This window comes from Streptomyces sp. CA-249302 (assembly GCF_050936785.1).
Taxonomy (GTDB): Bacteria; Actinomycetota; Actinomycetes; order Streptomycetales; family Streptomycetaceae; genus Streptomyces.
Genome location: NZ_JBNJMG010000001.1, coordinates 5,123,269 through 5,143,580, shown reverse-complemented (window position 1 = coordinate 5,143,580; position 20,312 = coordinate 5,123,269). Strand labels below are relative to the sequence as shown.

Annotated in this window: 21 protein-coding genes; 10 read left to right on the top strand and 11 right to left on the bottom strand. The window is 69.8% G+C overall.

Annotation, left to right across the window (positions count from 1 at the left end; translation table 11 throughout):
• Positions 1–150 precede the first annotated feature (150 nt).
• A complete protein-coding gene (locus tag ACQEWB_RS23090; RefSeq protein WP_432833969.1) occupies positions 151–1,125 on the bottom strand; it encodes a quinone oxidoreductase family protein in 975 nt (324 codons plus the stop codon).
• A gap of 159 nt (positions 1,126–1,284) precedes the next feature.
• Here ACQEWB_RS23090 and ACQEWB_RS23085 point away from each other — a divergent pair, with 159 nt between their 5' ends.
• The gene (locus tag ACQEWB_RS23085) at positions 1,285–1,728 is read left to right on the top strand and encodes a MarR family winged helix-turn-helix transcriptional regulator (RefSeq protein WP_432833967.1); all 444 of its coding nucleotides are present in this window, start codon (positions 1,285–1,287) and stop codon (positions 1,726–1,728) included.
• A 20-nt stretch (positions 1,729–1,748) separates the two neighbouring features.
• Here ACQEWB_RS23085 and ACQEWB_RS23080 read toward each other — a convergent pair whose 3' ends face one another.
• Positions 1,749–2,180 carry an SRPBCC family protein gene (locus tag ACQEWB_RS23080; protein WP_432833965.1) on the bottom strand — a complete coding sequence of 144 codons (432 nt, stop codon included), beginning with the start codon at positions 2,178–2,180 and terminating at the stop codon, positions 1,749–1,751.
• A gap of 35 nt (positions 2,181–2,215) precedes the next feature.
• Positions 2,216–2,809, bottom strand: coding sequence for a TetR/AcrR family transcriptional regulator (locus ACQEWB_RS23075; protein WP_432833963.1), 594 nt, complete (start codon positions 2,807–2,809; stop codon positions 2,216–2,218).
• A gap of 47 nt (positions 2,810–2,856) precedes the next feature.
• Between ACQEWB_RS23075 and ACQEWB_RS23070 the strand changes: the two genes are divergently transcribed.
• From ACQEWB_RS23070 to ACQEWB_RS23055, 4 genes are all read left to right on the top strand, one after another.
• Entirely contained in the window at positions 2,857–3,618 is a 762-nt protein-coding gene (locus ACQEWB_RS23070; RefSeq protein ID WP_432833961.1) for an SDR family oxidoreductase, read from the top strand.
• 224 nt (positions 3,619–3,842) lie between these two features.
• Positions 3,843–4,622: a trypsin-like serine peptidase gene (locus ACQEWB_RS23065; protein WP_432833959.1), complete on the top strand. Its 780-nt coding sequence runs from the start codon at positions 3,843–3,845 to the stop codon at positions 4,620–4,622.
• Between the two features lie 114 nt (positions 4,623–4,736).
• Positions 4,737–5,744, top strand: a complete 1,008-nt coding sequence (locus ACQEWB_RS23060) for an NlpC/P60 family protein (RefSeq protein WP_432843957.1) — start codon at positions 4,737–4,739, stop codon at positions 5,742–5,744.
• A 222-nt stretch (positions 5,745–5,966) separates the two neighbouring features.
• Entirely contained in the window at positions 5,967–6,674 is a 708-nt protein-coding gene (locus ACQEWB_RS23055) for a phosphatase PAP2 family protein (protein WP_432833957.1), read from the top strand.
• Between the two features lie 3 nt (positions 6,675–6,677).
• On the opposite strand, the gene ACQEWB_RS23050 is transcribed toward ACQEWB_RS23055, so the two are convergent.
• A complete protein-coding gene (locus ACQEWB_RS23050) occupies positions 6,678–8,234 on the bottom strand; it encodes an FAD-binding oxidoreductase (RefSeq protein WP_432833955.1) in 1,557 nt (518 codons plus the stop codon).
• 318 nt (positions 8,235–8,552) lie between these two features.
• Here ACQEWB_RS23050 and pstS point away from each other — a divergent pair, with 318 nt between their 5' ends.
• The 4 genes from pstS (at position 8,553) to pstB (ending at position 12,735) form a co-directional block, all read left to right on the top strand.
• Positions 8,553–9,683, top strand: coding sequence for a phosphate ABC transporter substrate-binding protein PstS (gene pstS, locus ACQEWB_RS23045; protein ID WP_432833953.1), 1,131 nt, complete (start codon positions 8,553–8,555; stop codon positions 9,681–9,683).
• A gap of 137 nt (positions 9,684–9,820) precedes the next feature.
• Positions 9,821–10,828, top strand: coding sequence for a phosphate ABC transporter permease subunit PstC (gene pstC, locus ACQEWB_RS23040; RefSeq protein ID WP_432833951.1), 1,008 nt, complete (start codon positions 9,821–9,823; stop codon positions 10,826–10,828).
• Entirely contained in the window at positions 10,825–11,886 is a 1,062-nt protein-coding gene (pstA, locus tag ACQEWB_RS23035) for a phosphate ABC transporter permease PstA (protein ID WP_432833949.1), read from the top strand. Before pstC ends, pstA begins: the two co-directional genes overlap by 4 nt.
• A 72-nt stretch (positions 11,887–11,958) precedes the next feature.
• Positions 11,959–12,735 carry a phosphate ABC transporter ATP-binding protein PstB gene (gene pstB / locus ACQEWB_RS23030; protein WP_432833947.1) on the top strand — a complete coding sequence of 259 codons (777 nt, stop codon included), beginning with the start codon at positions 11,959–11,961 and terminating at the stop codon, positions 12,733–12,735.
• Between the two features lie 148 nt (positions 12,736–12,883).
• On the opposite strand, the gene ACQEWB_RS23025 is transcribed toward pstB, so the two are convergent.
• Positions 12,884–13,882: an anion permease gene (locus ACQEWB_RS23025; RefSeq protein ID WP_432833945.1), complete on the bottom strand. Its 999-nt coding sequence runs from the start codon at positions 13,880–13,882 to the stop codon at positions 12,884–12,886.
• A gap of 7 nt (positions 13,883–13,889) precedes the next feature.
• The gene (locus tag ACQEWB_RS23020) at positions 13,890–14,510 is read right to left on the bottom strand and encodes a DUF47 domain-containing protein (RefSeq protein WP_015659485.1); all 621 of its coding nucleotides are present in this window, start codon (positions 14,508–14,510) and stop codon (positions 13,890–13,892) included.
• Between the two features lie 224 nt (positions 14,511–14,734).
• Between ACQEWB_RS23020 and ACQEWB_RS23015 the strand changes: the two genes are divergently transcribed.
• The gene (locus ACQEWB_RS23015) at positions 14,735–15,061 is read left to right on the top strand and encodes a metal-sensitive transcriptional regulator (RefSeq protein ID WP_242765152.1); all 327 of its coding nucleotides are present in this window, start codon (positions 14,735–14,737) and stop codon (positions 15,059–15,061) included.
• Between the two features lie 36 nt (positions 15,062–15,097).
• Here the strand turns inward: ACQEWB_RS23015 and ACQEWB_RS23010 are convergent, their stop codons facing one another.
• From ACQEWB_RS23010 to ACQEWB_RS22990, 5 genes are all read right to left on the bottom strand, one after another.
• The gene (locus ACQEWB_RS23010; RefSeq protein ID WP_432844410.1) at positions 15,098–15,265 is read right to left on the bottom strand and encodes a hypothetical protein; all 168 of its coding nucleotides are present in this window, start codon (positions 15,263–15,265) and stop codon (positions 15,098–15,100) included.
• A gap of 107 nt (positions 15,266–15,372) precedes the next feature.
• Positions 15,373–16,152: a hypothetical protein gene (locus ACQEWB_RS23005; protein WP_432833942.1), complete on the bottom strand. Its 780-nt coding sequence runs from the start codon at positions 16,150–16,152 to the stop codon at positions 15,373–15,375.
• Positions 16,153–16,391: 239 nt separating this feature from the next.
• Positions 16,392–16,823, bottom strand: coding sequence for an NUDIX hydrolase (locus ACQEWB_RS23000; protein ID WP_432833940.1), 432 nt, complete (start codon positions 16,821–16,823; stop codon positions 16,392–16,394).
• A complete protein-coding gene (locus tag ACQEWB_RS22995) occupies positions 16,820–17,881 on the bottom strand; it encodes a CHAD domain-containing protein (protein WP_432833938.1) in 1,062 nt (353 codons plus the stop codon). The genes ACQEWB_RS23000 and ACQEWB_RS22995 overlap by 4 nt, the downstream gene beginning before the upstream one ends.
• The gene (locus ACQEWB_RS22990) at positions 17,862–20,093 is read right to left on the bottom strand and encodes an RNA degradosome polyphosphate kinase (RefSeq protein WP_432833936.1); all 2,232 of its coding nucleotides are present in this window, start codon (positions 20,091–20,093) and stop codon (positions 17,862–17,864) included. The genes ACQEWB_RS22995 and ACQEWB_RS22990 overlap by 20 nt, the downstream gene beginning before the upstream one ends.
• Between the last annotated feature and the right edge of the window lie 219 nt (positions 20,094–20,312).

Below are 20,312 nucleotides of genomic sequence, written 5' to 3'. Positions count from 1 at the left end.
GAGCGTTTCGGAATTCTGACTTCCGCATTACTGAAGGGGGTTGGGGGTTTGTGGATCAATGGCGGTGGGATGGCGGGGGGTTGGGGGCACCTTGACTCGGCGCACAGGACTCTCACAGGTTGACGCGCGTTGATCGACCGGAGACGAGGGCTATGCGCCGGGCGTGAGGACGATGCGTCGGCCCGGGGCGGTCGGCGCGTTCCAGGCCTGCTCGACCTCGGAAAGGGGGAAGGGCACGGGGTCGATGGTGAAGGCTCCTGAGGTGATCCGCTCGGCCAGGGACGGGAGTTCGGCGAGGATGCCGGCGGTGCTGACCGAGCCCTGGCCGCTGCCCATGAGCTGGAGGTTCGCGGCGCGCAGGTACTGGGAGGGGAGGGTGAGCTCCAGGCCCGCCATCGAGCCGATCTGGATCCAGGCGAGGGGCCTGGCGCGGTCGGTGCGGGCGGTGAGGAGGGCGGGCATGGCCCGCTCGGTGACCGGACCCCAGAGGTAGTCGAGGACGACGTCGGCCTGGGGGGCGGTGGTGGCCGCGAGCCGTTCGGCCGCCTGCTGGGGGTCGCCCTGGAGGGAGACGGTCTCGTCGGCGCCCAACTCCGGGAGCAGGGCGAGGCGTTCGGGATCACGGCCGGCCGCCACGACGTGTCCGGCGCCGAGGTGCCGGGCGATCTGCACGGCGAGCCGGCCCGCGCTGCCGGTGGCGCCCAGCACGAGGACGCGGGCGCCGGGGTCGAGGGTGACGCGTCGGCGCAGGGCGATCCAGGAGGACATCGCCGGGTTCATCGCGGCGGCCACGGCGCTCACGGCGGCCGGCTCGGTGCCCGCGGGGAGCGTGATGGCCCGCCGGTGGTCGACGGCGGCCTGCTCGGCCATGGTGCCGTGGTCGTCCGGGGCGACGAAGTAGAGGAGTTCGCCGTCGGGGGTGCGGCCGACGCCGTCGATGCCCGGGATCAGGGGGAGGGCGCCGTCGGAGGTGTAGTGCGTACCGTTCGCGGCGGAACGGACCCGGGGGTGGAGTGCGGCGGCCAGGACGTCGACGAGGATCTCGTGCTCGCCGTGCGGGGTGGGGGTGGCGGTCGTCTCGTACCGGGGCGGGGTGTCGAAGGAGTGGACTACGGCTGCGTGCATGACGGGCCTCCGTTGGGCGGTGCCGGGTGGTTTGTGGCGCGTACTACTTGGCTGTACGGCGATTTGGTTTGTGTCGCGTACTATCGAGGACGCTAGTTTGTGTCACGTACTAGGTCAAGAGGTTTGTGCCACAAACCAAATCCTGCGGAGGAGGCCTGCATGACCACCGGTGACAGAGGCGACGACGTCCAGGAGAGCACCGTGGACGCCCTGGTCCAGTTGTCGTTCCTGGTCCAGAGCGTGCTGGGCCGGGTCGCCGCCGAGCACGACCTCTCCCTCGTCCAGGTCCGCCTGCTCGGCATCCTGCGTGACCGCCGGCCCGGCATGCTCGAACTCGCCGGCCATCTGGGGCTGGACAAGTCCTCCATGACCGGGCTGGTGGGGCGTGCCGAGAAGCGGGGACTGGTACGGCGGATTCCCTCGCCGGTCGACGGCCGGGGCGTGCTCGTCACCCTCACACCGGCCGGGCGGGAACTCGCGGAGCGGGGCGAGGCGGAGATGGACGAGCGGATCGGCGCGCTGACCGCGTCGCTGACGGCCGGTGAGCATGTGCAGCTGAGGGGGCTGGCGGCGAAGCTGCTGCACGGGGCGACGGTCCGCTGACGCCGGGGCCCGTCGTGCCCCTACGCGGCCCCGCTCTCCAGCCGCCGCTTCAGGTTCCGGTAGCTCACCGGCGCTCCCTTCGCCGCCTGGCGGCGGACCAGGGGGAGGAGCGCGAGGCCGATGCCCCGCGGGGCGAAGTCGAGGGCGAAGGTGACGCGGGAGCCGGTGCCGTCGGCGAGGGGTTCGAGCGTCATGTCCATCGACGGGCGCAGGGGGCCGTCCAGGCCGCGGGCGGACCAGTGGAACGGCGGGCGGGAGTCGGTGACCTCCTGGCTGAAGGTGCGGTCCTTCGGGCCGATACGGCGGGTGGTCGTGAAGGTGCGGCCGTCGCTCGCCGCCCGTGCGCTCACCACGTCGCCCTGCCACTCCGCGAAGCGGGCCGGGTCGGTGACGTAGGCGAAGACCTCGGCGGGCGGGCGGGAGATCTCGATGCTGGAGACGAGAGGTGCCATGGTGCGCCCTCCTCAAGGGTGTGGGTCGGCTTCTCCTACCTCCCTGACGGACGGGGTCCGTCGTCTGTGACCGGGTGGACCGGCGGACGCATCGCCGCGGCCACCCGGTCCGGCTCCTCGCAGGCCAGCAGGTCCAGGAGCAGGCCGCGTACGAGGGCGAGGGCGCGGGTGGCGCGGGCCTCGGCGAGCGCGGGAGGGGTGTCGGCCGGCTGGGCCCGCACCAGCAGGCCGAGCCATTCGCGCGCGGCCTCACCGGCGAAGCCGGCCCAGGGGCCGGGGTCGCGGGTCAGGGACAGCAGGAAGGCCTCGTAGGTCACGCGGACCATGGGGCGCTGGGCGGGGGAGGAGAGGAAGGCCCAGAGACGGTCGGTCAGATCCTCGAGACCGCTGTCGTCCCCCATGTCCGCCAGCGCCTCGGCCATCAGACCCACCTGTTCGTGCCGGGCTCGGGCCAGGAGCTCGCGGACCAGGGCGTCCTTGCTGCCGAAGAGGTAGAGGAGGACGCGGGGGCTGGTGCCGGTGGCGGCGGCCAGGGGGCGGAGGGACAGACCCGTGAGGCCGTGGTCGAGGAGGTAGGCGTAGCAGGCGTCGAGGAGTTCCGTGCGGCGGGGTGACGGTGTCGGGGGCACGGGGTTACCGTAACTGAAACGAGTGTTTCAGTGGAGGCGGCGTGCGGATGGGCGGCCACATGGACTTCGGGCTCGACGGGCGTACGGCCCTGGTGACCGGCTCGGTGCGGGGGCTGGGCCTGGCGATGGCGCGCGGGCTGGCGCGGGCCGGTGCGCGGGTGATCCTCAACGGGCGTGATCCGGCGACGCTTGCGGAGGCCGCCGGGAAGCTGCGCGAGGAGGGGCTCGACGTCGGGGCCGCCGCCTTCGACGTCACCGAGCGGGAGGCGGCCCGGGAGGCGGTGACCGGGCTCGGGGACGTCGACGTGCTCGTCAACAACGTGGGGCACCGGGACCGGCGGGGCATGGCGGAGATGACGCCGGAGGAGCTGGCCCGGCTGCTGGACGTGCACCTGACCTCGGCGTACGCACTGAGCCGGACGGTCGCACAGGGTCTGGCGGTACGGGGCGTGCCGGGCCGGATCATCAACGTCTCCTCGGTCATCGGCACCCTCGGCCGGGCCGGTGACGTCGCGTACTCGGCGGCGAAGGCGGGCCTGGACGGGCTGACCAGGGCGCTGGCCGCGGACCTGGGGCCGACCGGGACGACGGTGAACTCGGTCGCGCCGGGGCCGTTCGCGACCGAGGTCAACGCGGGGCTGGCGCACGACCCGGAGTGGGCTCAGTGGCTGCGGAGCCGTACCGCGCTGGGGCGTTGGGGGCGGCCGGAAGAGGTCGCGGGGATCGTGGTGTTCCTGGCGAGCGACGCGGCGTCGTTCGTCACGGGGCAGACGATGGCGGTGGACGGGGGGATGACGACGACGTTCTAGAACCCGGGCCGGGGCGCAACGCCGCGGGAGGCGGATGGGCCGGGCGGGCCGTACGGTGGATTCGACGCCGGAGAGGTTTGCAGCGGGGAGGAACGGAGGCCGTTCAGTCATGTCCCTGTCGCCGGGCACGCCGCCGTCTTCCCAGCCGCGGAGCGGGCGGTTCACGGAGATATCTCAGTGAACGGCAGACCGTTTCTCACCTTCGTCGGACACAGTGGGGTCCGATGAAGCGCACCTCACGCGTCAACAGCCGGATCGCCAGCCCCCTGTGCGCGGCCGTCGTCCTGCTCGTGCCGGCCCTCACCTCCGCCTCGCTCGCGGCCGCCGACGACGGGCCCGGGCCCTTCGGAGTCACCGCCGTCGCCGCGGTGGGCAGACAGACGGCCCGGATCGGAGCCCTCTTCGGCGCCGACCGGGCCGACAGGCTCGCCGGCGGGCACTTCTGCACCGCCTCCGTCGTGCACGGCCCGTACCGGAATCTGATCGTCACCGCCGCGCACTGTCTGGACGGGGACGACGCCGGGGACCTCGTGTTCGTGCCGGGTTACCGGGACGGGACGGCGCCCCACGGGGTGTGGAAGGTCAAGCGCCGGTTCCTGCCCGACGGGTGGGCCAAGGGGCAGGACGAGGACAGCGACGTCGCCTTCGCCGTGGTCGAGGACCAGGACGGACGCGGGGTCGAGGACGTCGTCGGGGGCAATCGGTTCGTCGCCGGTACGGCCACCGGGGCCACCGCCGTCACCGTCACCGGGTATCCCAACTCCCGCGAGGTGCCGGTCAGTTGCACCAACAAGCCGACCCCGCACAGCCCTACCCAGCAGCGCATCGACTGTCCCGACCTCAGCGGCGGTACCAGCGGCAGTCCCTGGGTGAACGGGGACCAGCAGGTCGTGGGGATCCTCGGCGGGCACGAACAGGGCGGGAACACCGACGACATCTCGTACAGCGTGGTGCTCGGGACGGAGGCGGCGGAGCTGTACAAGGACGCTGCCGCCGATCCCTGAGCCCGGCCGCGCCGGTGAGCTCTGACCTGTTTCCGCCCCTGCGTGATCACCCCGGAACACAGCCCCCGCCCCTACACTGACCTGGGCTATGGACTCCTGGGCTGCGAGGGGCGGTTGACGGTGCGTAAGGCATGGGTCATCGGCGGCATCGCCGTCGGTTCGGCTCTGTCCTTCGTGATGCTGCTCGTCGTCGGTGTGTACGTCGTGGCCGGGAACCTCGTCAACGGGGTGGGCGGAGGCACCAAGGCGCTCGCCAAGGGGTCGGTGCCCGCGGCCTATTCGGCCATCGTGCAGAAGTGGGGCAACCTCTGCTCCGCCATCAACCCCGCGCTGCTCGCCGCCCAGCTGTACCAGGAGAGCGGGTTCAACCCGAACGCCAAGAGCGCGGCGGCCGCCGAGGGGATAGCTCAGTTCATCCCGGGGACCTGGGCCACGCACGGGATCGACGGCAACGGCGACGGTGTGAAGAACGTCTGGGATCCGCAGGACGCCATCCCGTCCGCCGCGTCGTACGACTGCAAACTCGCCTCGTACGTGAAGGACGTACCCGGGAACCTGACCGAAAACATGCTCGCCTCCTACAACGCCGGTGCCTACGCGGTGATCAAGTACGGGGGCGTGCCGCCGTACAGCGAGACCCGGAACTACGTGAAGACGATCACGACGCTGGAGGAGAGCTTCGCGGCGCCCGTCACCCGGGTCGATCCCAGCAAGCAGGCGGCGGGGGCCATCTACTACGCGCAGAAGAAGCTCGGGACGCCTTATCTGTGGGGCGGGAACGGGACCGCCGCGGACAACGGGCGTTTCGACTGCTCGGGGCTGACGAAGGCCGCCTTCGAGAGCGTCGGGGTGACGCTGCCGCGAGTGGCGAACGATCAGTACAACGCCGGTCCGCATCCCAAGCGGAGCGAGCTGCTGCCCGGTGATCTCGTGTTCTTCTCGGACGACCTCACCGACTCCCGGGCCATCCGGCATGTGGGGATTTACGTCGGCGGCGGGTACATGATCGACGCGCCTCGGACGGGGGCCGTGATCCGCTTCGACCCGATCGACACGCCGGACTACTTCGGGGCGACCCGGGTCACCGAAGATGGCGCGAAAGCGTTGCCGACGACGGTGTGAGCTGAGCGTGAACCCACCCCCTGAGCTGGGGGAACGGGTCTCTCTTCGATAACGTCTGCGTGATCATTCGGTGGAGTGTGGAACGTATCAAGCGGGACCGTGCGTTCCTGTTGTCGTAGTCATCGACGATGTGTTCTAACGACGTGATCTACAACCACGGGGGTGGGTAGGCGGACGTGCGCGAGCGCGTCCGGGAGCAGACGACGAAGGGGCCGCAGCACCATGGCTGGACTCGCCGAATCCGGGTCGAACCCCGACGTCGACCTGCTCTACGACATCAATGGCCTGGCCAAGGACGCCCCGCACTGGTTCGACCGGATCATGGAGTACGTCGGGGAGTACGGGATCGTGCTCGCCCTGGTGCTGCTCGTGGTGTGGTGCTGGTGGTCCGTGCGGCGCAGGGGTGGCGAGGAGGCGGCGCCGTCCGTCGCCGCGCTGGTGTGGGCGCCGCTCGCCGCGGGGATCGCCGTGCTGGTGAACGTGCCGATAAGGGGCTTCGTCGAGCGGCCCCGGCCGTTCCTCGACCACCAGGGGATCGACGTCCTGGTCTCCGGGAAGACCGACTACTCCTTCGTGAGTGATCACGCGACGATCGCCATGGCCCTGGGGGTCGGGCTGTTCGTCGCCAACCGGAAGTTCGGGATCGCCGGGATCGGGCTGGCGCTGCTCGAAGGGTTCTGCCGGGTGTACATGGGTGTGCACTATCCGACGGACGTGGTCGGTGGGTTCGCGCTCGGGACGGCGGTCGCCCTGCTGCTGTCGCCGCTCGCCATGGCGCTGCTGACGCCGCTGATGAAGGCGGTCGAACGGTCGCCGCGGGGCGGGTGGTTCGTACGGGCCCGGGGGCGGGCCGCGGTTGGGCAGGACGCGGTGATTCCCGGGGCCAGGACGGAAGCGGTGGGATCGGAGGAGCGGGATCTCGCAGCGTAAGAGCTAGAGAGCCTGTGGGTAGGTGAAGAACCGGTTCGGGTCGTACTGCTTCTTCACGCTCGCCAAGCGCGCCGCCGCATCCCCGTAGTACGCCTTGCGCCAGTTCGTCAGGGTCGGGTCCGTGTAGTTCTGGTAGGCCGCGCCCGAGGCGTACGGCTTCATCGCGTCGTGGGTCTTCGTCAGCCAGGACTGGGCCGTCGTGCCCGTCGTGCCCGCGCTCCAGGACGCTATGTACTGGGCCAGCATGCGGGAGCGGCGGTGGACGAAGGCCGTTGCCGTGGGGGACACGCGGTTGACCGCGCCGCCCAGGGCCGTGAGGGCGATGCTGCCCGCGCCGCCCTGGACCGAGGCGGTGCGCGAGAGCAGCGTCTGGATGCCCGCCGCCGAGATCGAGCGGTCGAAGAAGTCCGAGCGGGCCGAGTAGGTCTCGCGGCCCAGCGCACCCTGCGGGCTGCGGCCCGGCGTGGCGCCGGGGAGGTGGCACTGGGCGGCCGTCGGGAAGGACGAGCAGCCCGCGTACGCCTCCATCGCGCCCTCGTAGGTGTGCCGCTTCAGCGTGACGCTGCGGGCCGGCGTGCCGACCTGGTCGGCCAGGCGGTCGAGCGCGTTCTGCAGCTCCCCGTGCGTGCCCAGCGAGAACGCGGCGACTGAGACGGTCGGCGAACCGCCGTTCTCCAGGTGGCAGGAGGACCAGATCTCGTCCGGCTGGTCGGGACCCCACTCCTGCCACGCCTTGACCACCGCGGCCGCCTTCGACCAGGGCCAGGTCACGTAGGCCGAGACCGCCTGCGGGGCCGGATGCGTCTTGAAGTGCAGTTCGGTCACGACGCCGAAGTTGCCGTTGCCCGCGCCGCGCAGCGCCCAGAAGAGGTCCTTGTTGGTCGTGGCGTTCGCGGTCACCTCCTTGCCGTCGGCCGTGATCAGCGTCGCCTGGGTGAGGCTGTCGCAGGTCAGGCCGTACGCCCGGGAGACCACGCCGTGGCCGCCGCCGAGGACCAGGCCGGAGACGCCGACCGTGGGGCAGGAGCCGGCCGGGATCGTCACGCCCTTCGCGGTGAGCCCCCGGTAGACGTCGATCAGCTTGGAGCCGGCGCCGACGACCGCCTGGCCACCGCCCACCCGGATCTGGTTCAGCCTGGAGACGTCGAGGATCAGCTTGCCGTTGCCCGAGGACCAGCCGGCGTAGGAGTGGCCGCCGTTGCGGATCGCCACCTGGATGCGGTGGGCGCGGGCGTAGGCCAGGGTGGTACGGATGTCGTCCGCGTGTGCGACATAGGCGACCGCGGCCGGCTTCAGACCGTCGAAGCGGGTGTTGTAGAGCTGGTGGGCCGTGGCCCACTTGGTGTCGCCCGGGCGCACGAGCGTGCCGTCGAGGCCGTGGGCGAGGGCGGTCCAGTTCGCGGGCGCGGCCGCGGCGGACTGGGACCTGATCGACGTACCGGAGGTGCCGGAGGACGAGGAGGAGCCGGCGTCGGCGTCGGCCGAACCGCCCTTGCAGGCGGCCGTGGCGACCGCCGCGATGGCGGCCGCGCCGCCGCCTATGAACGTACGCCGTTCCATGCTGTGCCTCCCGATGGCTCTCGGGGAACGAGACGGCACGCCGACCTCACGGGTTCCAGAGCAAGTGTCACTCGTGTGTCACCGTATGGCTGGAACCTCCATGTGCCCTCCCCGTGAGCATTCCGTGACCTAACCACAACGTCTGCAGGGGTTCACCTGCCGTTCATTTGCGCCAGTCGGCGGCTTCACCTGATCTGCCTAATTTCGGCCCTACGCGATGTGTGTCGTGCCTCGGACGGGGGCGGCCTCATCAACCAGTCTTCGCAATTCCGCACGCCGCCGATTCAGGACGGCGGCTCCTGGAAGGATCTCTTTCAAGTGAAGCTTCAGCGCATGAACCGGCGGGCCCTCGCTCTCGGTGCTCTCGCCGCCTCCGGCGCCCTGGTCCTCACGGCGTGCGGCTCGGACGACAACGGCGACAGCAGCGGCGGCAGCGCGAGCGCGTCCTCCACCGGTGCGGCCAGCTCCATCAAGTGCAACGACGCCAAGGGCCAGCTGCTCTCGGACGGCTCCTCGGCGCAGAAGAACGCGATCGACGCGTGGGTCGCGCAGTTCTCCAAGGCCTGTGGCGTCCAGATCAACTACAAGGCCTCCGGCTCCGGTGCCGGTGTCACCTCCTTCAACCAGGGCCAGCTCGCGTTCGCCGGCTCCGACTCGGCGCTGAAGCCCGAAGAGGTCACCGCCTCCAAGAAGGTCTGCACCGGCGGCCAGGGCATCGACCTCCCGATGGTGGGTGGCCCGATCGCCGTCGCGTACAACGTGTCCGGCGTGGACAACCTGGTCCTGGACGCCCCCACCCTGGCGAAGATCTTCGACAGCAAGATCACCAAGTGGAACGACGCCGCGATCAAGAAGCTGAACCCCTCGGCGAAGCTTCCCGACCTGAAGATCCAGGCGTTCCACCGCTCGGACGAGTCCGGCACCACGGACAACTTCACCAAGTACCTGATCGCCGCCACCCCCGACAACTGGAAGTACTCGGGCGGTAAGGCCTGGCAGGCCAAGGGTGGCCAGGCCGCCGCCCAGTCCGCGGGTGTCGCCGCCGGTGTCAAGCAGACCAACGGCGCCATCGGCTACATGGAGCTCTCCTACGTCGCCGACGGCATGAAGGCCGTCAGCGTCGACACGGGCGCCAGCGCCCCGGTCGCCCCGAGCAGCGACTCCGCCACCAAGGCCATCGCCGACGCGAAGGTCGTGGGCACGGGCAGCGACCTGTCGCTCCAGCTGAACTACGCGACCAAGGCCGACGGCGCCTACCCGATCACCCTGGTCACGTACGAGATCGCCTGCGACAAGGGCAACAAGGCCGACACCCTGCCCGCCACCAAGGCGTTCCTCACCTACATCGCCTCCGAGGACGGCCAGGGCCTCCTCAACGGTCTGAAGTACGCCCCGATGCCCGCGGACATCATCGCCAAGGTCCGCACCACCATCGACGGCCTTAGCTGATCTGAGTGTGCGGTCCGGTCCCGGGCCAGTCCCGGGACCGGACCGCACCGTCCGGTGCACCGCCGCCACGAGCCGTACGAGTCGTACGGCTTCGCAGAACCGCACCTCGCGTGCGGTTCCGCAGACCGGAGAACCCGATGGACATAACGACGAAGAGCACTGACACACCACCCCCCTCCCCCCAGCCGTCCGAGGCCGAGCAGAAGCGCAACGCCCGCGGTGCCACCCGACCCGGAGACCGGATCTTCCTCGGTCTCTCCCGTGGGTCGGGCATCTTCCTGTTGGTGATCATGGCCGCGATCGCGGTCTTCCTCACCTACCGTGCGTCCCTCGCCATCAGCAAGGACCACGGCAACTTCCTCACCACCTTCGAGTGGAACACCAACATCCAGCCGCCGTCCTTCGGCATCGCGGTGCTGGCCTACGGCACGGTGATCTCCTCGATCATCGCCATGGTCCTCGCGGTCCCGATCGCGGTGGCCATCGCGCTGTTCCTCACCCACTACGCGCCGCGTCAGCTCAGGGGCCCGATCGCCTACGTGATCGACCTGCTGGCCGCCGTGCCGTCCATCGTGTACGGCCTGTGGGGCGCGCTGATTCTCGTACCGCACCTGAACGGCCTCTTCGGCTGGCTGAACGACTACTTCAGCTGGACCGGGGTGCTCTCCTGGGACGAGGGCCCGCCGCGCTCGATGCTCACCGTCGGCATCCTGCTCGCGATCATGATCCTGCCGATCATCACCAACGTGAGCCGCGAGGTCTTCCGCCAGGTCCCGCAGATGCACGAGGAAGCCGCGCTGGCCCTCGGAGCCACCCGCTGGGAGGTCATCCGCATGGCGGTGATCCCCTTCGGCCGCTCCGGAGTGATCTCCGCCTCGATGCTCGGCCTCGGCCGCGCGCTCGGCGAGACGATGGCCGTCGCGACCGTGCTCTCCCCCGACTTCCTGATCCACGCCAGCCTGCTCAACGGCGGCGGCGGAACGTTCGCCCAGAACATCGCCAGCAAGTTCAGCGAGGCCGACCAGTTCGGCCGTGACGCGCTGATCGCCTCCGGTCTGGTCCTGTTCGTCATCACCCTGTTGGTCAACGGCGCGGCCCGGCTCATCATCGCCCGTCGTGCGGAGTACTCGGGGGCCAACGCATGAGCAACGCCGCCATCACCGACAAGCGCCCCGGTTCCCTGCACGGCGCCCGCCTGCCGAAGTGGTCGCCGTGGGCGATCGCCGCCGGCTCCGTGGCCGTCGCCGTCGGCATCGGCGCGGGCGCCGGTCTCGACAGCAAGGTCCAGTGGGGCCTGATCGCCGGCCTCCTCTTCCTCTTCGGCACGTACGGCATCGCCGCGGCCGTCGAGGGACGCCGGCAGGCCAAGGACCGCATCGCCACCGGCCTGGTCTGGGTCGCCTTCGTGGTCGCCCTGGTGCCGCTGGTCTCCCTGGTGTGGACGACCGTCTCGCGCGGTGTGAAGGTCCTGAACGTCTACTTCCTGACCCACTCGATGGGCGTCGTCCCCGACTCCCAGCCGGGCGGTGGCATCTACCACGCCATCATCGGCAGCCTGGAGCAGGTCGCCCTCGCCACGATCATCGCGGCGCCGGTCGGCATCCTCACCGCCGTGTACCTGGTGGAGTACGGCCGCGGGAAGCTCGCCAAGTCGGTCACCTTCTTCGTCGACGTCATGACGGGCATCCCGTCGATCGTCGCGGGTCTGTTCATCCTGTCGCTGATGCTGATCTTCGACATGGAGCCGTTCGGCTTCGCCGGTTCGATGGCCCTGGCCATCCTGATGATGCCGGTGGTCGTCCGCTCCACCGAGGAGATGCTCAAGCTCGTCCCGAACGAGCTGCGCGAGGCGTCCCTGGCGCTGGGCGTGCCGAAGTGGCGCACGATCCTTAAGGTGGTCCTGCCGACCTCCATCGGCGGCATCACCACCGGTGTCATGCTGGCGATCGCCCGTATCGCCGGCGAGACCGCGCCCGTGCTGCTGCTGGTCTTCGGCAACCGGTTCATCAACAACAACCCGTTCGAGGGTGCGCAACAGTCGCTGCCGCTGTACATCTATCAGCAGTACGCGCAGAGTGCCGGTGCGAACGCGGCGTACGACCGCGCCTGGGCGGCGTCGCTCACGCTGATCGCCTTCGTGATGATCCTCAACCTGGTGGCCCGCGGCATCGCCCGCTGGAAGGCCCCCAAGTCCGGTCGCTAAAGCGTCAATTTGCGGCTACCGCCGCGTGGGGCCATACAGCGACCCCACCAGACTTTTGGAAGTGAAGCAGTAATGGCCAAGCGAATCGACGTAAGCGGCCTCAGCGCCTACTACAGCTCCTTCAGGGCCATCGAGGACATCTCGATGACCATCGAGCCCCGTACCGTCACGGCCTTCATCGGCCCGTCCGGCTGCGGCAAGTCCACGTTCCTGCGCACCCTGAACCGGATGCACGAGGTGACGTCGGGCGGCCGGGTCGAGGGCAAGGTCATGCTCGACGACGAGAACCTGTACGGGCCCGGGGTCGACCCGGTGGCCGTGCGGCGTGAGATCGGCATGGTGTTCCAGCGGCCGAACCCGTTCCCGACGATGTCGGTGTACGAGAACGTGGTCGCCGGTCTGAAGCTGAACGGCAAGTTCAAGAAGAGCGAGCTCGACGACACCGTCGAGAAGTCGCTCAAGGGCGCGAACCTCTGGAACGAGGTCAAGGACCGCCTGAACAAGCCGGGCTCGGGTCTCTCCGGTGGTCAGCAGCAGCGGCTGTGCATCGCCCGCGCGATCGCGGTCGAGCCGAAGGTCCTGCTCATGGACGAGCCCTGCTCCGCCCTGGACCCGATCTCCACCCTCGCCATCGAGGACCTGATCGGTGAGCTCAAGGAGCGCTTCACGATCGTCATCGTGACGCACAACATGCAGCAGGCGGCGCGTGTCTCGGACCGTACGGCCTTCTTCAACCTGGCGGCCGTCGGGCAGCCCGGCAAGCTGATCGAGATAGACGACACGGAGCGCATCTTCTCCAACCCGTCCGTCCAGGCCACGGAGGACTACATCTCCGGCCGCTTCGGCTAGGCCGTACCGAACCCCTCGCGGTGCTGCATGGCGGTGCCACCGCGAGGACGAAGAAGGGCCCGCCCCTGGCTCCCAGGGGCGGGCCCGTCGTCGTATGCCTTCAGTTGCGCGGGGGTTCGCCGTCCCCGGATGATGCCGACCGGCTCCCCTACAGGAACGCCAGGTGTACGAGGCCGTAGGCGCCCGCTGCCACCAGTGCCGCCGCCGGCATCGTGATGAACCAGCCCATGACGATGTTCTTGGCCACTCCCCAGCGGACCGCGTTCACGCGCTTCGTCGCGCCGACGCCCATGATGGCCGAGGTGATGACGTGGGTCGTGGAGACCGGGGCCTTGAAGAGGTAGGCCGTGGTGAACATGATGGCCGCGCCGGTGGTTTCCGCGGCGAAGCCCTGTGGGGGGTCGAGTTCGATGATCTTGCGGCCGAGGGTGCGCATGATGCGCCAGCCGCCGGCGTAGGTGCCCAGCGAGAGCATCACCGCGCAGACGATCTTGACCCAGACCGGGATCGGGTCGCCGTACGTCTCATGGCCGGAAATCACCAGTGCCATCACCACGACACCCATCGTCTTCTGGGCGTCCTGGAGGCCGTGGCCGAGCGCCATGCCCGCCGCGGAGACCGTCTGCGCGATGCGGAAGCCGCGCTTGGCCTTGTGCGGGTTGGCCTTCCGGAAGATCCACATGATCGCCGTCATCACCAGATAGCCGGCGAGCAGGCCGACGACCGGCGAGAGGAACATGGGGATGATGACCTTGTCGATCACACCGTGCCAGATCACCTCGGTGCCGCCCGCGAGCGCCGCACCCACCAGGCCGCCGAACAGGGCGTGCGAGGAGGAGGACGGCAGGCCGAAGTACCAGGTGATCAGGTTCCAGGTGATCGCGCCGACCAGGCCCGCGAAGAGGATGCCCATCCCCTTCGAGCCCTCCGGCGTCTCGATCAGGCCCTCGCTGACGGTCTTGGCGACCCCGGAACCGAGGAAGGCGCCGGCGAGGTTCATCACGGCGGCCATGGCGAGAGCCGCTCGCGGGGTGAGTGCACGCGTGGAGACCGACGTCGCGATCGCGTTCGCCGAGTCGTGGAAGCCGTTGGTGTACGTGAAGAAGAGCGCGACCGCGATGGTCACGACCAGGGCGAAGGTGTCCATCGACGCCTCAGGACTCCTTGACGGCGATGGTCTCCACCGTGTTCGCCACGTGCTCGAAGGCGTCCGCCGCTTCCTCCAGGACGTCCACGATCTGCTTGAGCTTCAGCACCTCGATCGCGTCGTACTTGCCGTTGAAGAGGTGCGCGAGGAGCTTGCGGTGGATCTGGTCGGCCTGGTTCTCAAGGCGGTTGACCTCGATCCAGTACTCGGTGAGGTTGTCCATCGTGCGCAGGTTCGGCATCGCCTCGGCGGTCAGCTCCGCCGCCCGGGCCAGCACCTCGATCTGCTGCTCGACGCCCTTCGGCAGCTCTTCGACGTTGTAGAGGACGACCAGGTCGACGGCCTCCTCCATGAAGTCCATGATGTCGTCGAGGGACGAGGCGAGGGAGTAGATGTCCTCACGGTCGAACGGCGTGATGAACGAGGAGTTCAGCTGGTGGAAGATCGCATGCGTGGCGTCGTCACCTGCGTGTTCAGCGGCCCGCATACGCTCTGCGATCTCGGCCCGGCCGGCGGTGTCCGCCCCGAGCAGTTCCATCAGGAGTTTCGAGCCCGTGACGATGTTGTCCGCGGATGCGGCGAACATGTCGTAGAAGCTCGTCTCCCTGGGGGTCAGACGAAAGCGCACAAGGGGTCCTCGGATTGCATCGGTTTCGGTCAGGCTGATGCTAAGTGCATCATCCGGCCACGGCTAATGGGCCGTCGTCCAGTGTCGCCCATCGGGCAGAGTGATCAGCACGGGGGCGGTACGGGGCTCCGGTTCCGGCGTTGGCCAAAGGCCCTATACCCAGCAAAGTTCGATACCATATACCCACCTGGGGTATATGTCCCCATGAGTTGCGGGAGGACGCGATGACGACGACCGAGGCCGGCGCCACGGCGCCCTCCGGAACCACCACGCACGGCTACCACAAGCAGAAGGACGAGCACCTCAAGCGGCTGCGCCGGATCGAGGGCCAGATCCGTGGCCTGCAACGGATGGTCGACGAGGACGTGTACTGCATCGACATACTCACCCAGGTGTCCGCCTCCACCAAGGCCCTCCAGTCCTTCGCGCTCCAGCTGCTCGAGGAGCACCTGCGGCACTGCGTCGCTGACGCGGCCGTCAAGGGCGGCGACGAGATCGACGCGAAGGTCGAGGAGGCCACGAAGGCGATCGGGCGGCTCCTGCGCACGTGACGTATGTCCCTATGTGCTGCGAAGGGGGGCCTCCGGCTAGTCGCCGGAGGCCTCACGCTCTTCGGCCACTTTCAGCACCTCGTCGATGCTCGCAAGGCTGAGCCGGTCCTCCGCGGCCGAGGCCGCGATGATCAGCTCTCCGCACAGCTCGATCTCGGCGAGGGCCACGTGGTCCTGAACTGCCGTACCGCCGACCGGAGCCACGTGCGTCACCTCATCTCTGCCGTCACCGACTTCCTAGAGTAGGGAGCGGCCTACACACCGCGCATGGCACGGACGGGCTAGTTCTTGACGCCCGTCACGCCCACTTGCTATTCCGCGATCTTCCCCGCGTAGATGTCCTTCGAGGCCGGCAGGTGTACGTCGACGGGGGTCCCGAAGCCGTACAGCAGGGTGGTCGAGTAGACCACGACGGTGCCCTTCTGCCGTCCGTTGACGAAGCTGAACTCATGCCGGACCTTGCGGATACGGCCCTGTTCGTCGAGGTAGGCGTCGAACGGCACCGTCTTCCTGGCGAACCCTTTCACCACCGCCGCGGGCAGCTCCGTCGTCCCGCGGTAGTGCCGCACCGGCACCCCCGCCAGCCGCGCCTTCCCGAGATACGTCGCCGTATGCGTCCCGCGCAGCAACTCGGCCGCGGCGAACGGGTCGGTGGCGCCGCCGGTCACCAGGTTCCCGTCGGAGAGGGTGGCCGTGTCGACCCGGACCCACTTGTCGGCGGGCACCCCGGCGCCCCGGTTCTTCATGAACAGGGCACCGGGCGCGAGGAGTTCGGTGATCGGGCGGTGCTCGGCGGCGCCGGCCGGGTCCTGCGGCAGTCGCACCCGCAGCCGGCCGAGCCGCCGCCGGTAGTCGTACACGCCCTGGCCGCGGATGGTGACGCGGGTGCCGCCGGTGGCCATCTCCATCGAGGTCGTCGCCTGCGAACTGCCCGCGTCTACCAGGGTGCCGGACGCCCGGTGCAGCACCTGCACGGCGTCGCTGCCACGGGCGTCCTCGGCGGCCGCTCCGCCGGAGCAACCGGCCGCCCCGAGACAGACGGCGATCCCCGCGGCGACCGCCCCGCCCACCCTCTGCTGCCGCTCCGCCATCGCCCGCCTACCCCCAAGCCGCCCTGTCGTTCCGGTTAACGACGGGTGGGCGGGGGCCGTCACGCGCGTACGTGGCCTTTGCCGAGGGTGGGTAACGTTGTCGGTGTGGCGCAGGAACACACGACGATGACCGTCGAGCAGGGTCGCTTCTGTTTTGCCCGGTGCAGTTGCGGGTGGCGCGGGCCTGCCCGAAGAGCCCGTAGCCAGGCCCGGACCGATGCCCAGGTACATCTCGATCTTCAGGCGTGACGCAGGCTCGTCAGCAGTTCGTCGACAAGGGTGCGGTCGCGGTGCTGGGTCAGGCGGCTGCGGGCCGCGGCGGGGGAGAGCCACAGGATGCGGTCCACCTCCGGGTTGGGCGTGAAGCCGCCGGTGAGCGCCTCGGCGGCCCAGTAACGCACCTGTTTGGGACGGCCGCCCGCGAAGTACCGCACCGTCGACAGCTCGGCGCCGGGGGCAGCCGCGTAGCCGGTCTCCTCCGCGACCTCGCGCAGGGCGGCGTCGAGGGGTTCCTCGGCGTGCTTCAGCTTGCCTTTCGGGTGGGACCAGTCATCGTATTTGGGCCTGTGGACCAGGCAGACCTCCAGCTCGCCGTCCACGGGGGAACGGCGCCAGAGGACGCAGCCGGCCGCCTGGATGAGGGTGTCGTTGCTTTCCTGGGGCTGCGTCACGTACTCACCGCCTGTTTCTGCCAGCACTGCTGGAACGCGAACCGCGCCGCCTCCACTTCGTGGCGCTGATCCGCGTGGAGCACCCCGAGTGCGTATGCCGTAGCCGGGGCGATACGGGGGGTTCGGGCCGCCGATGCCGCGGCTGCCGCCGCCTCCGAGGCGTCGCGGTGGCGGTCCAGGGCCTGGCCTGCGGTGAGGAGGCGGACGTCGACAGGCGTGGTCTCGCCGTGGAGGGCCTCGCGGGCGTAGCGGTGCAGGCGGAGGAGGAGGCGGACCTGGTGCCAGGGGGCGTCCTGGGGGTGGGGGGCCGGGTCGGGGGAGAGGCCGTGGATGAGGGCCTCGGCGTTGTAGGGGTGGCCGGCGGTGACGAGGGGGAGGGCGGCGATGGCGTCCGTGAGGCGTTCCTCGGCGGCGGTGGCCAGGGGGTGGAGGTCGGTGGTGGGGGCGGTGGGGGTGAGGGGGACCTCGCTGGCGAGGACGGCGACCTTGTCCGCGACGGCGTGAAAGCGGGAGGAGCCGAGGGCCTGGAGGGCGGTGCTGTGGGCTCGGGTGCGGGCGAGGGTGAGCTGGCGTTCGAGAAGGGCGCCTGCTTTTGCCGCGCCGACTGTCAGGTTGCCGCGGTCCGCTGTGGGAGCCGGGTTGGCGGGCCCGGCATGAGAAGAAGAGGAGGCGGCCGCCACCTGCGCGGGGAACACCGTTGCCCCCGACAAGCGGTGCAGCGCCAGCAGCAGTCGTTCCAGCCTCGCCGCGTACGCGTGTTCCATGGTCAACGTGCCCGACAGCCATGCCAGTTCGGGGCGCAGGGCCTCCGACCAGTCGGTTTCCAGCAAAGGCCGGTACGTGTGCAGGCTGCCGCTGATGCGGCGGACCGAGCGGCGCAGGGCGCGGGCCGCGTCGACGGATTCGTCCGTACCGCCGGCGGCCGCACCGGACTCCCGGTGCAGCCGTAGGGCACGGAGGAACTCCGTGGCCTGGGCCCGCAGGTAGCCCGCGAGGGCATCCCCGGTGGGGGCGGCCCCGGCCGTGGGGTCCGTCGGGTCAAGGTGTTGCTGTGCCACGCCGGCGCCTCCGGGCGTCTATGAGCATCTCCTGGACGTTTCGCAGGGGTTGGCCGTCCGCGTCGGTGGCGTGCCGGATCCACTCGCCGTCCGCCCCGAGGTGCCAGGAGGAGGTGGTGTCGGACATGCCGGTCTCCAACAGCCGGTTCAGGGCTGCGCGGTGGGCCGGGTCGGTAACCCTGACCAGGGCCTCGATACGGCGGTCGAGGTTGCGGTGCATCATGTCGGCGCTGCCGATCCACACCTCGGGTTCGCCGCCGTTGCCGAAGGCGAAGACCCGGGAGTGTTCCAGGAAGCGGCCGAGGATCGAGCGGACCCGGATGTTCTCCGACAGTCCGGTGACGCCGGGGCGGATCGCGCAGATGCCGCGCACCCAGACGTCGACCGGCACGCCGGCCTGGGACGCGCGGTAGAGCGCGTCGATGAGGGCCTCGTCGACCATCGAGTTGACCTTGATGCGGATGAACGCGGGACGCCCGGCACGGTGGTGCTGGGCCTCCTTGTTGATCCGCGCGATCAGGCCGTCCCGCAGGGATTTCGGGGCGACCAGGAGGCGGCGGTACGTCTCCCGGCGCGAGTAGCCGGAGAGCCGGTTGAACAGGTCGGACAGGTCCGCGCCCACCTGGGGGTCGGCGGTGAGCAGGCCGAGGTCCTCGTACAGTCGCGCGGTCTTCGGGTGGTAGTTGCCCGTGCCGACGTGGCTGTAGCGCCGTAGCGTGTCGCCTTCCTGGCGGACCACCAGGGAGAGCTTGCAGTGGGTCTTCAGGCCGACCAGGCCGTAGACGACATGGCAGCCCGCCTCCTCCAGCTTGCGCGCCCACTTGATGTTGGCGTGCTCGTCGAAGCGGGCCTTGATCTCGACCAGCACGAGGACCTGCTTGCCGGCCTCGGCGGCGTCGATGAGCGCGTCGACTATCGGGGAGTCGCCCGAAGTGCGGTACAGGGTCTGCTTGATGGCGAGTACGTCGTCGTCCTCGGCGGCCTGCTGGAGGAAGGCCTGCACGGAGGTGGAGAAGCTGTCGTACGGGTGGTGCAGCAGCACGTCCCGGGTGCGCAGGGCCGCGAAGATGTCGGGCGAGGACGCGGACTCCACCTCGGCCAGGTCGCGGTGGACGCCGGCGATGAACTTGCGGTACTTCAGCTCGGGCCGGTCGAGGGAGGCGATCCGGAAGAGGCCGGTGAGGTCCAGGGGGCCGGGGAGGGGGTACACCTCGGCCTCGGAGATCTTCAGCTCGCGGACCAGGAGGTCCAGGACCTCGCGGTCGATGGACTCCTCCACCTCCAGGCGCACCGGGGGCCCGAAGCGGCGCCGCATGAGCTCCTTCTCCAGGGCCTGGAGCAGGTTCTCGGCGTCGTCCTCCTCGACCTCCAGGTCCTCGTTCCGGGTCAGCCGGAAGGCGTGGTGCTCGAGCACCTCCATGCCCGGGAACAGCTCCTCCAGGTGCGCGGCGATGACGTCCTCGATGGGCACGTACCGGCCGGGGGAGCTCTCCAGGAAGCGGGACAGCAGCGGCGGGACCTTGACGCGGGCGAAGTGCCGGTGGCCGGTGACCGGGTTGCGTACCACCACGGCCAGGTTCAGGGAGAGGCCGGAGATGTACGGGAAGGGGTGCGCCGGGTCGACCGCCAGGGGGGTCAGGACCGGGAAGATCTGGTGCCGGAAGAGCGTGAAGAGGCGCGCCTGCTCCTTCTCCGTCAGCTCGCTCCAGCGGACCAGGTGGATGCCCTCCTCCGCGAGCGCGGGGGCGACGTCCTCGTGGTAGCAGGCGGCGTGCCGGGCCATCAGTTCGCGGGAGCGGGCCCAGATCATCTCCAGCACTTCACGCGGCTGGAGGCCGGACGCCGAACGGGTGGCGACACCGGTGGCGATACGGCGCTTCAGACCGGCCACCCGGACCATGAAGAACTCGTCCAGGTTGCTGGCGAAGATCGCGAGGAAGTTGGCGCGCTCCAGCAGGGGCGTGTTCGGGTCCTCGGCGAGCTCCAGGACGCGCTCGTTGAACGCGAGCCAGCTGCGCTCCCGGTCGAGGAAACGACCCTGCGGCAACTGGGGCCCGTCGTACGGCGACTCCTCGTATGCGTCGAGGTCGGCGTCGATGTCGGGTTCCAGGTCGGAGACCGCGGCGGCCACCGTGTGCGGGCGGTGCGCGGCTATGGAGCCCACGGAGGGCTGTGCGTGCTGGACCTGTGCCTGGGCGTTGGGCTGACTCATGGACCCATTCTTCCGCGCCACCGGCGTTACGGGCGCGTCGGAAGCCGCGGGCGGGAGCGTGATCACGGCGGGCCGGGCGTCCCCGTTCCCCGCGGTGCCCTCGGGGGGCGGCGAAGGCTCTGGCACGGAGGGCGTCATTGGGGGAGCGTCGCAAGCCCGTCTGAACCGTTGGTTACGGCGACATGGCGTGCGGGATATCTGGAGGCGGCTCCCGGGCGT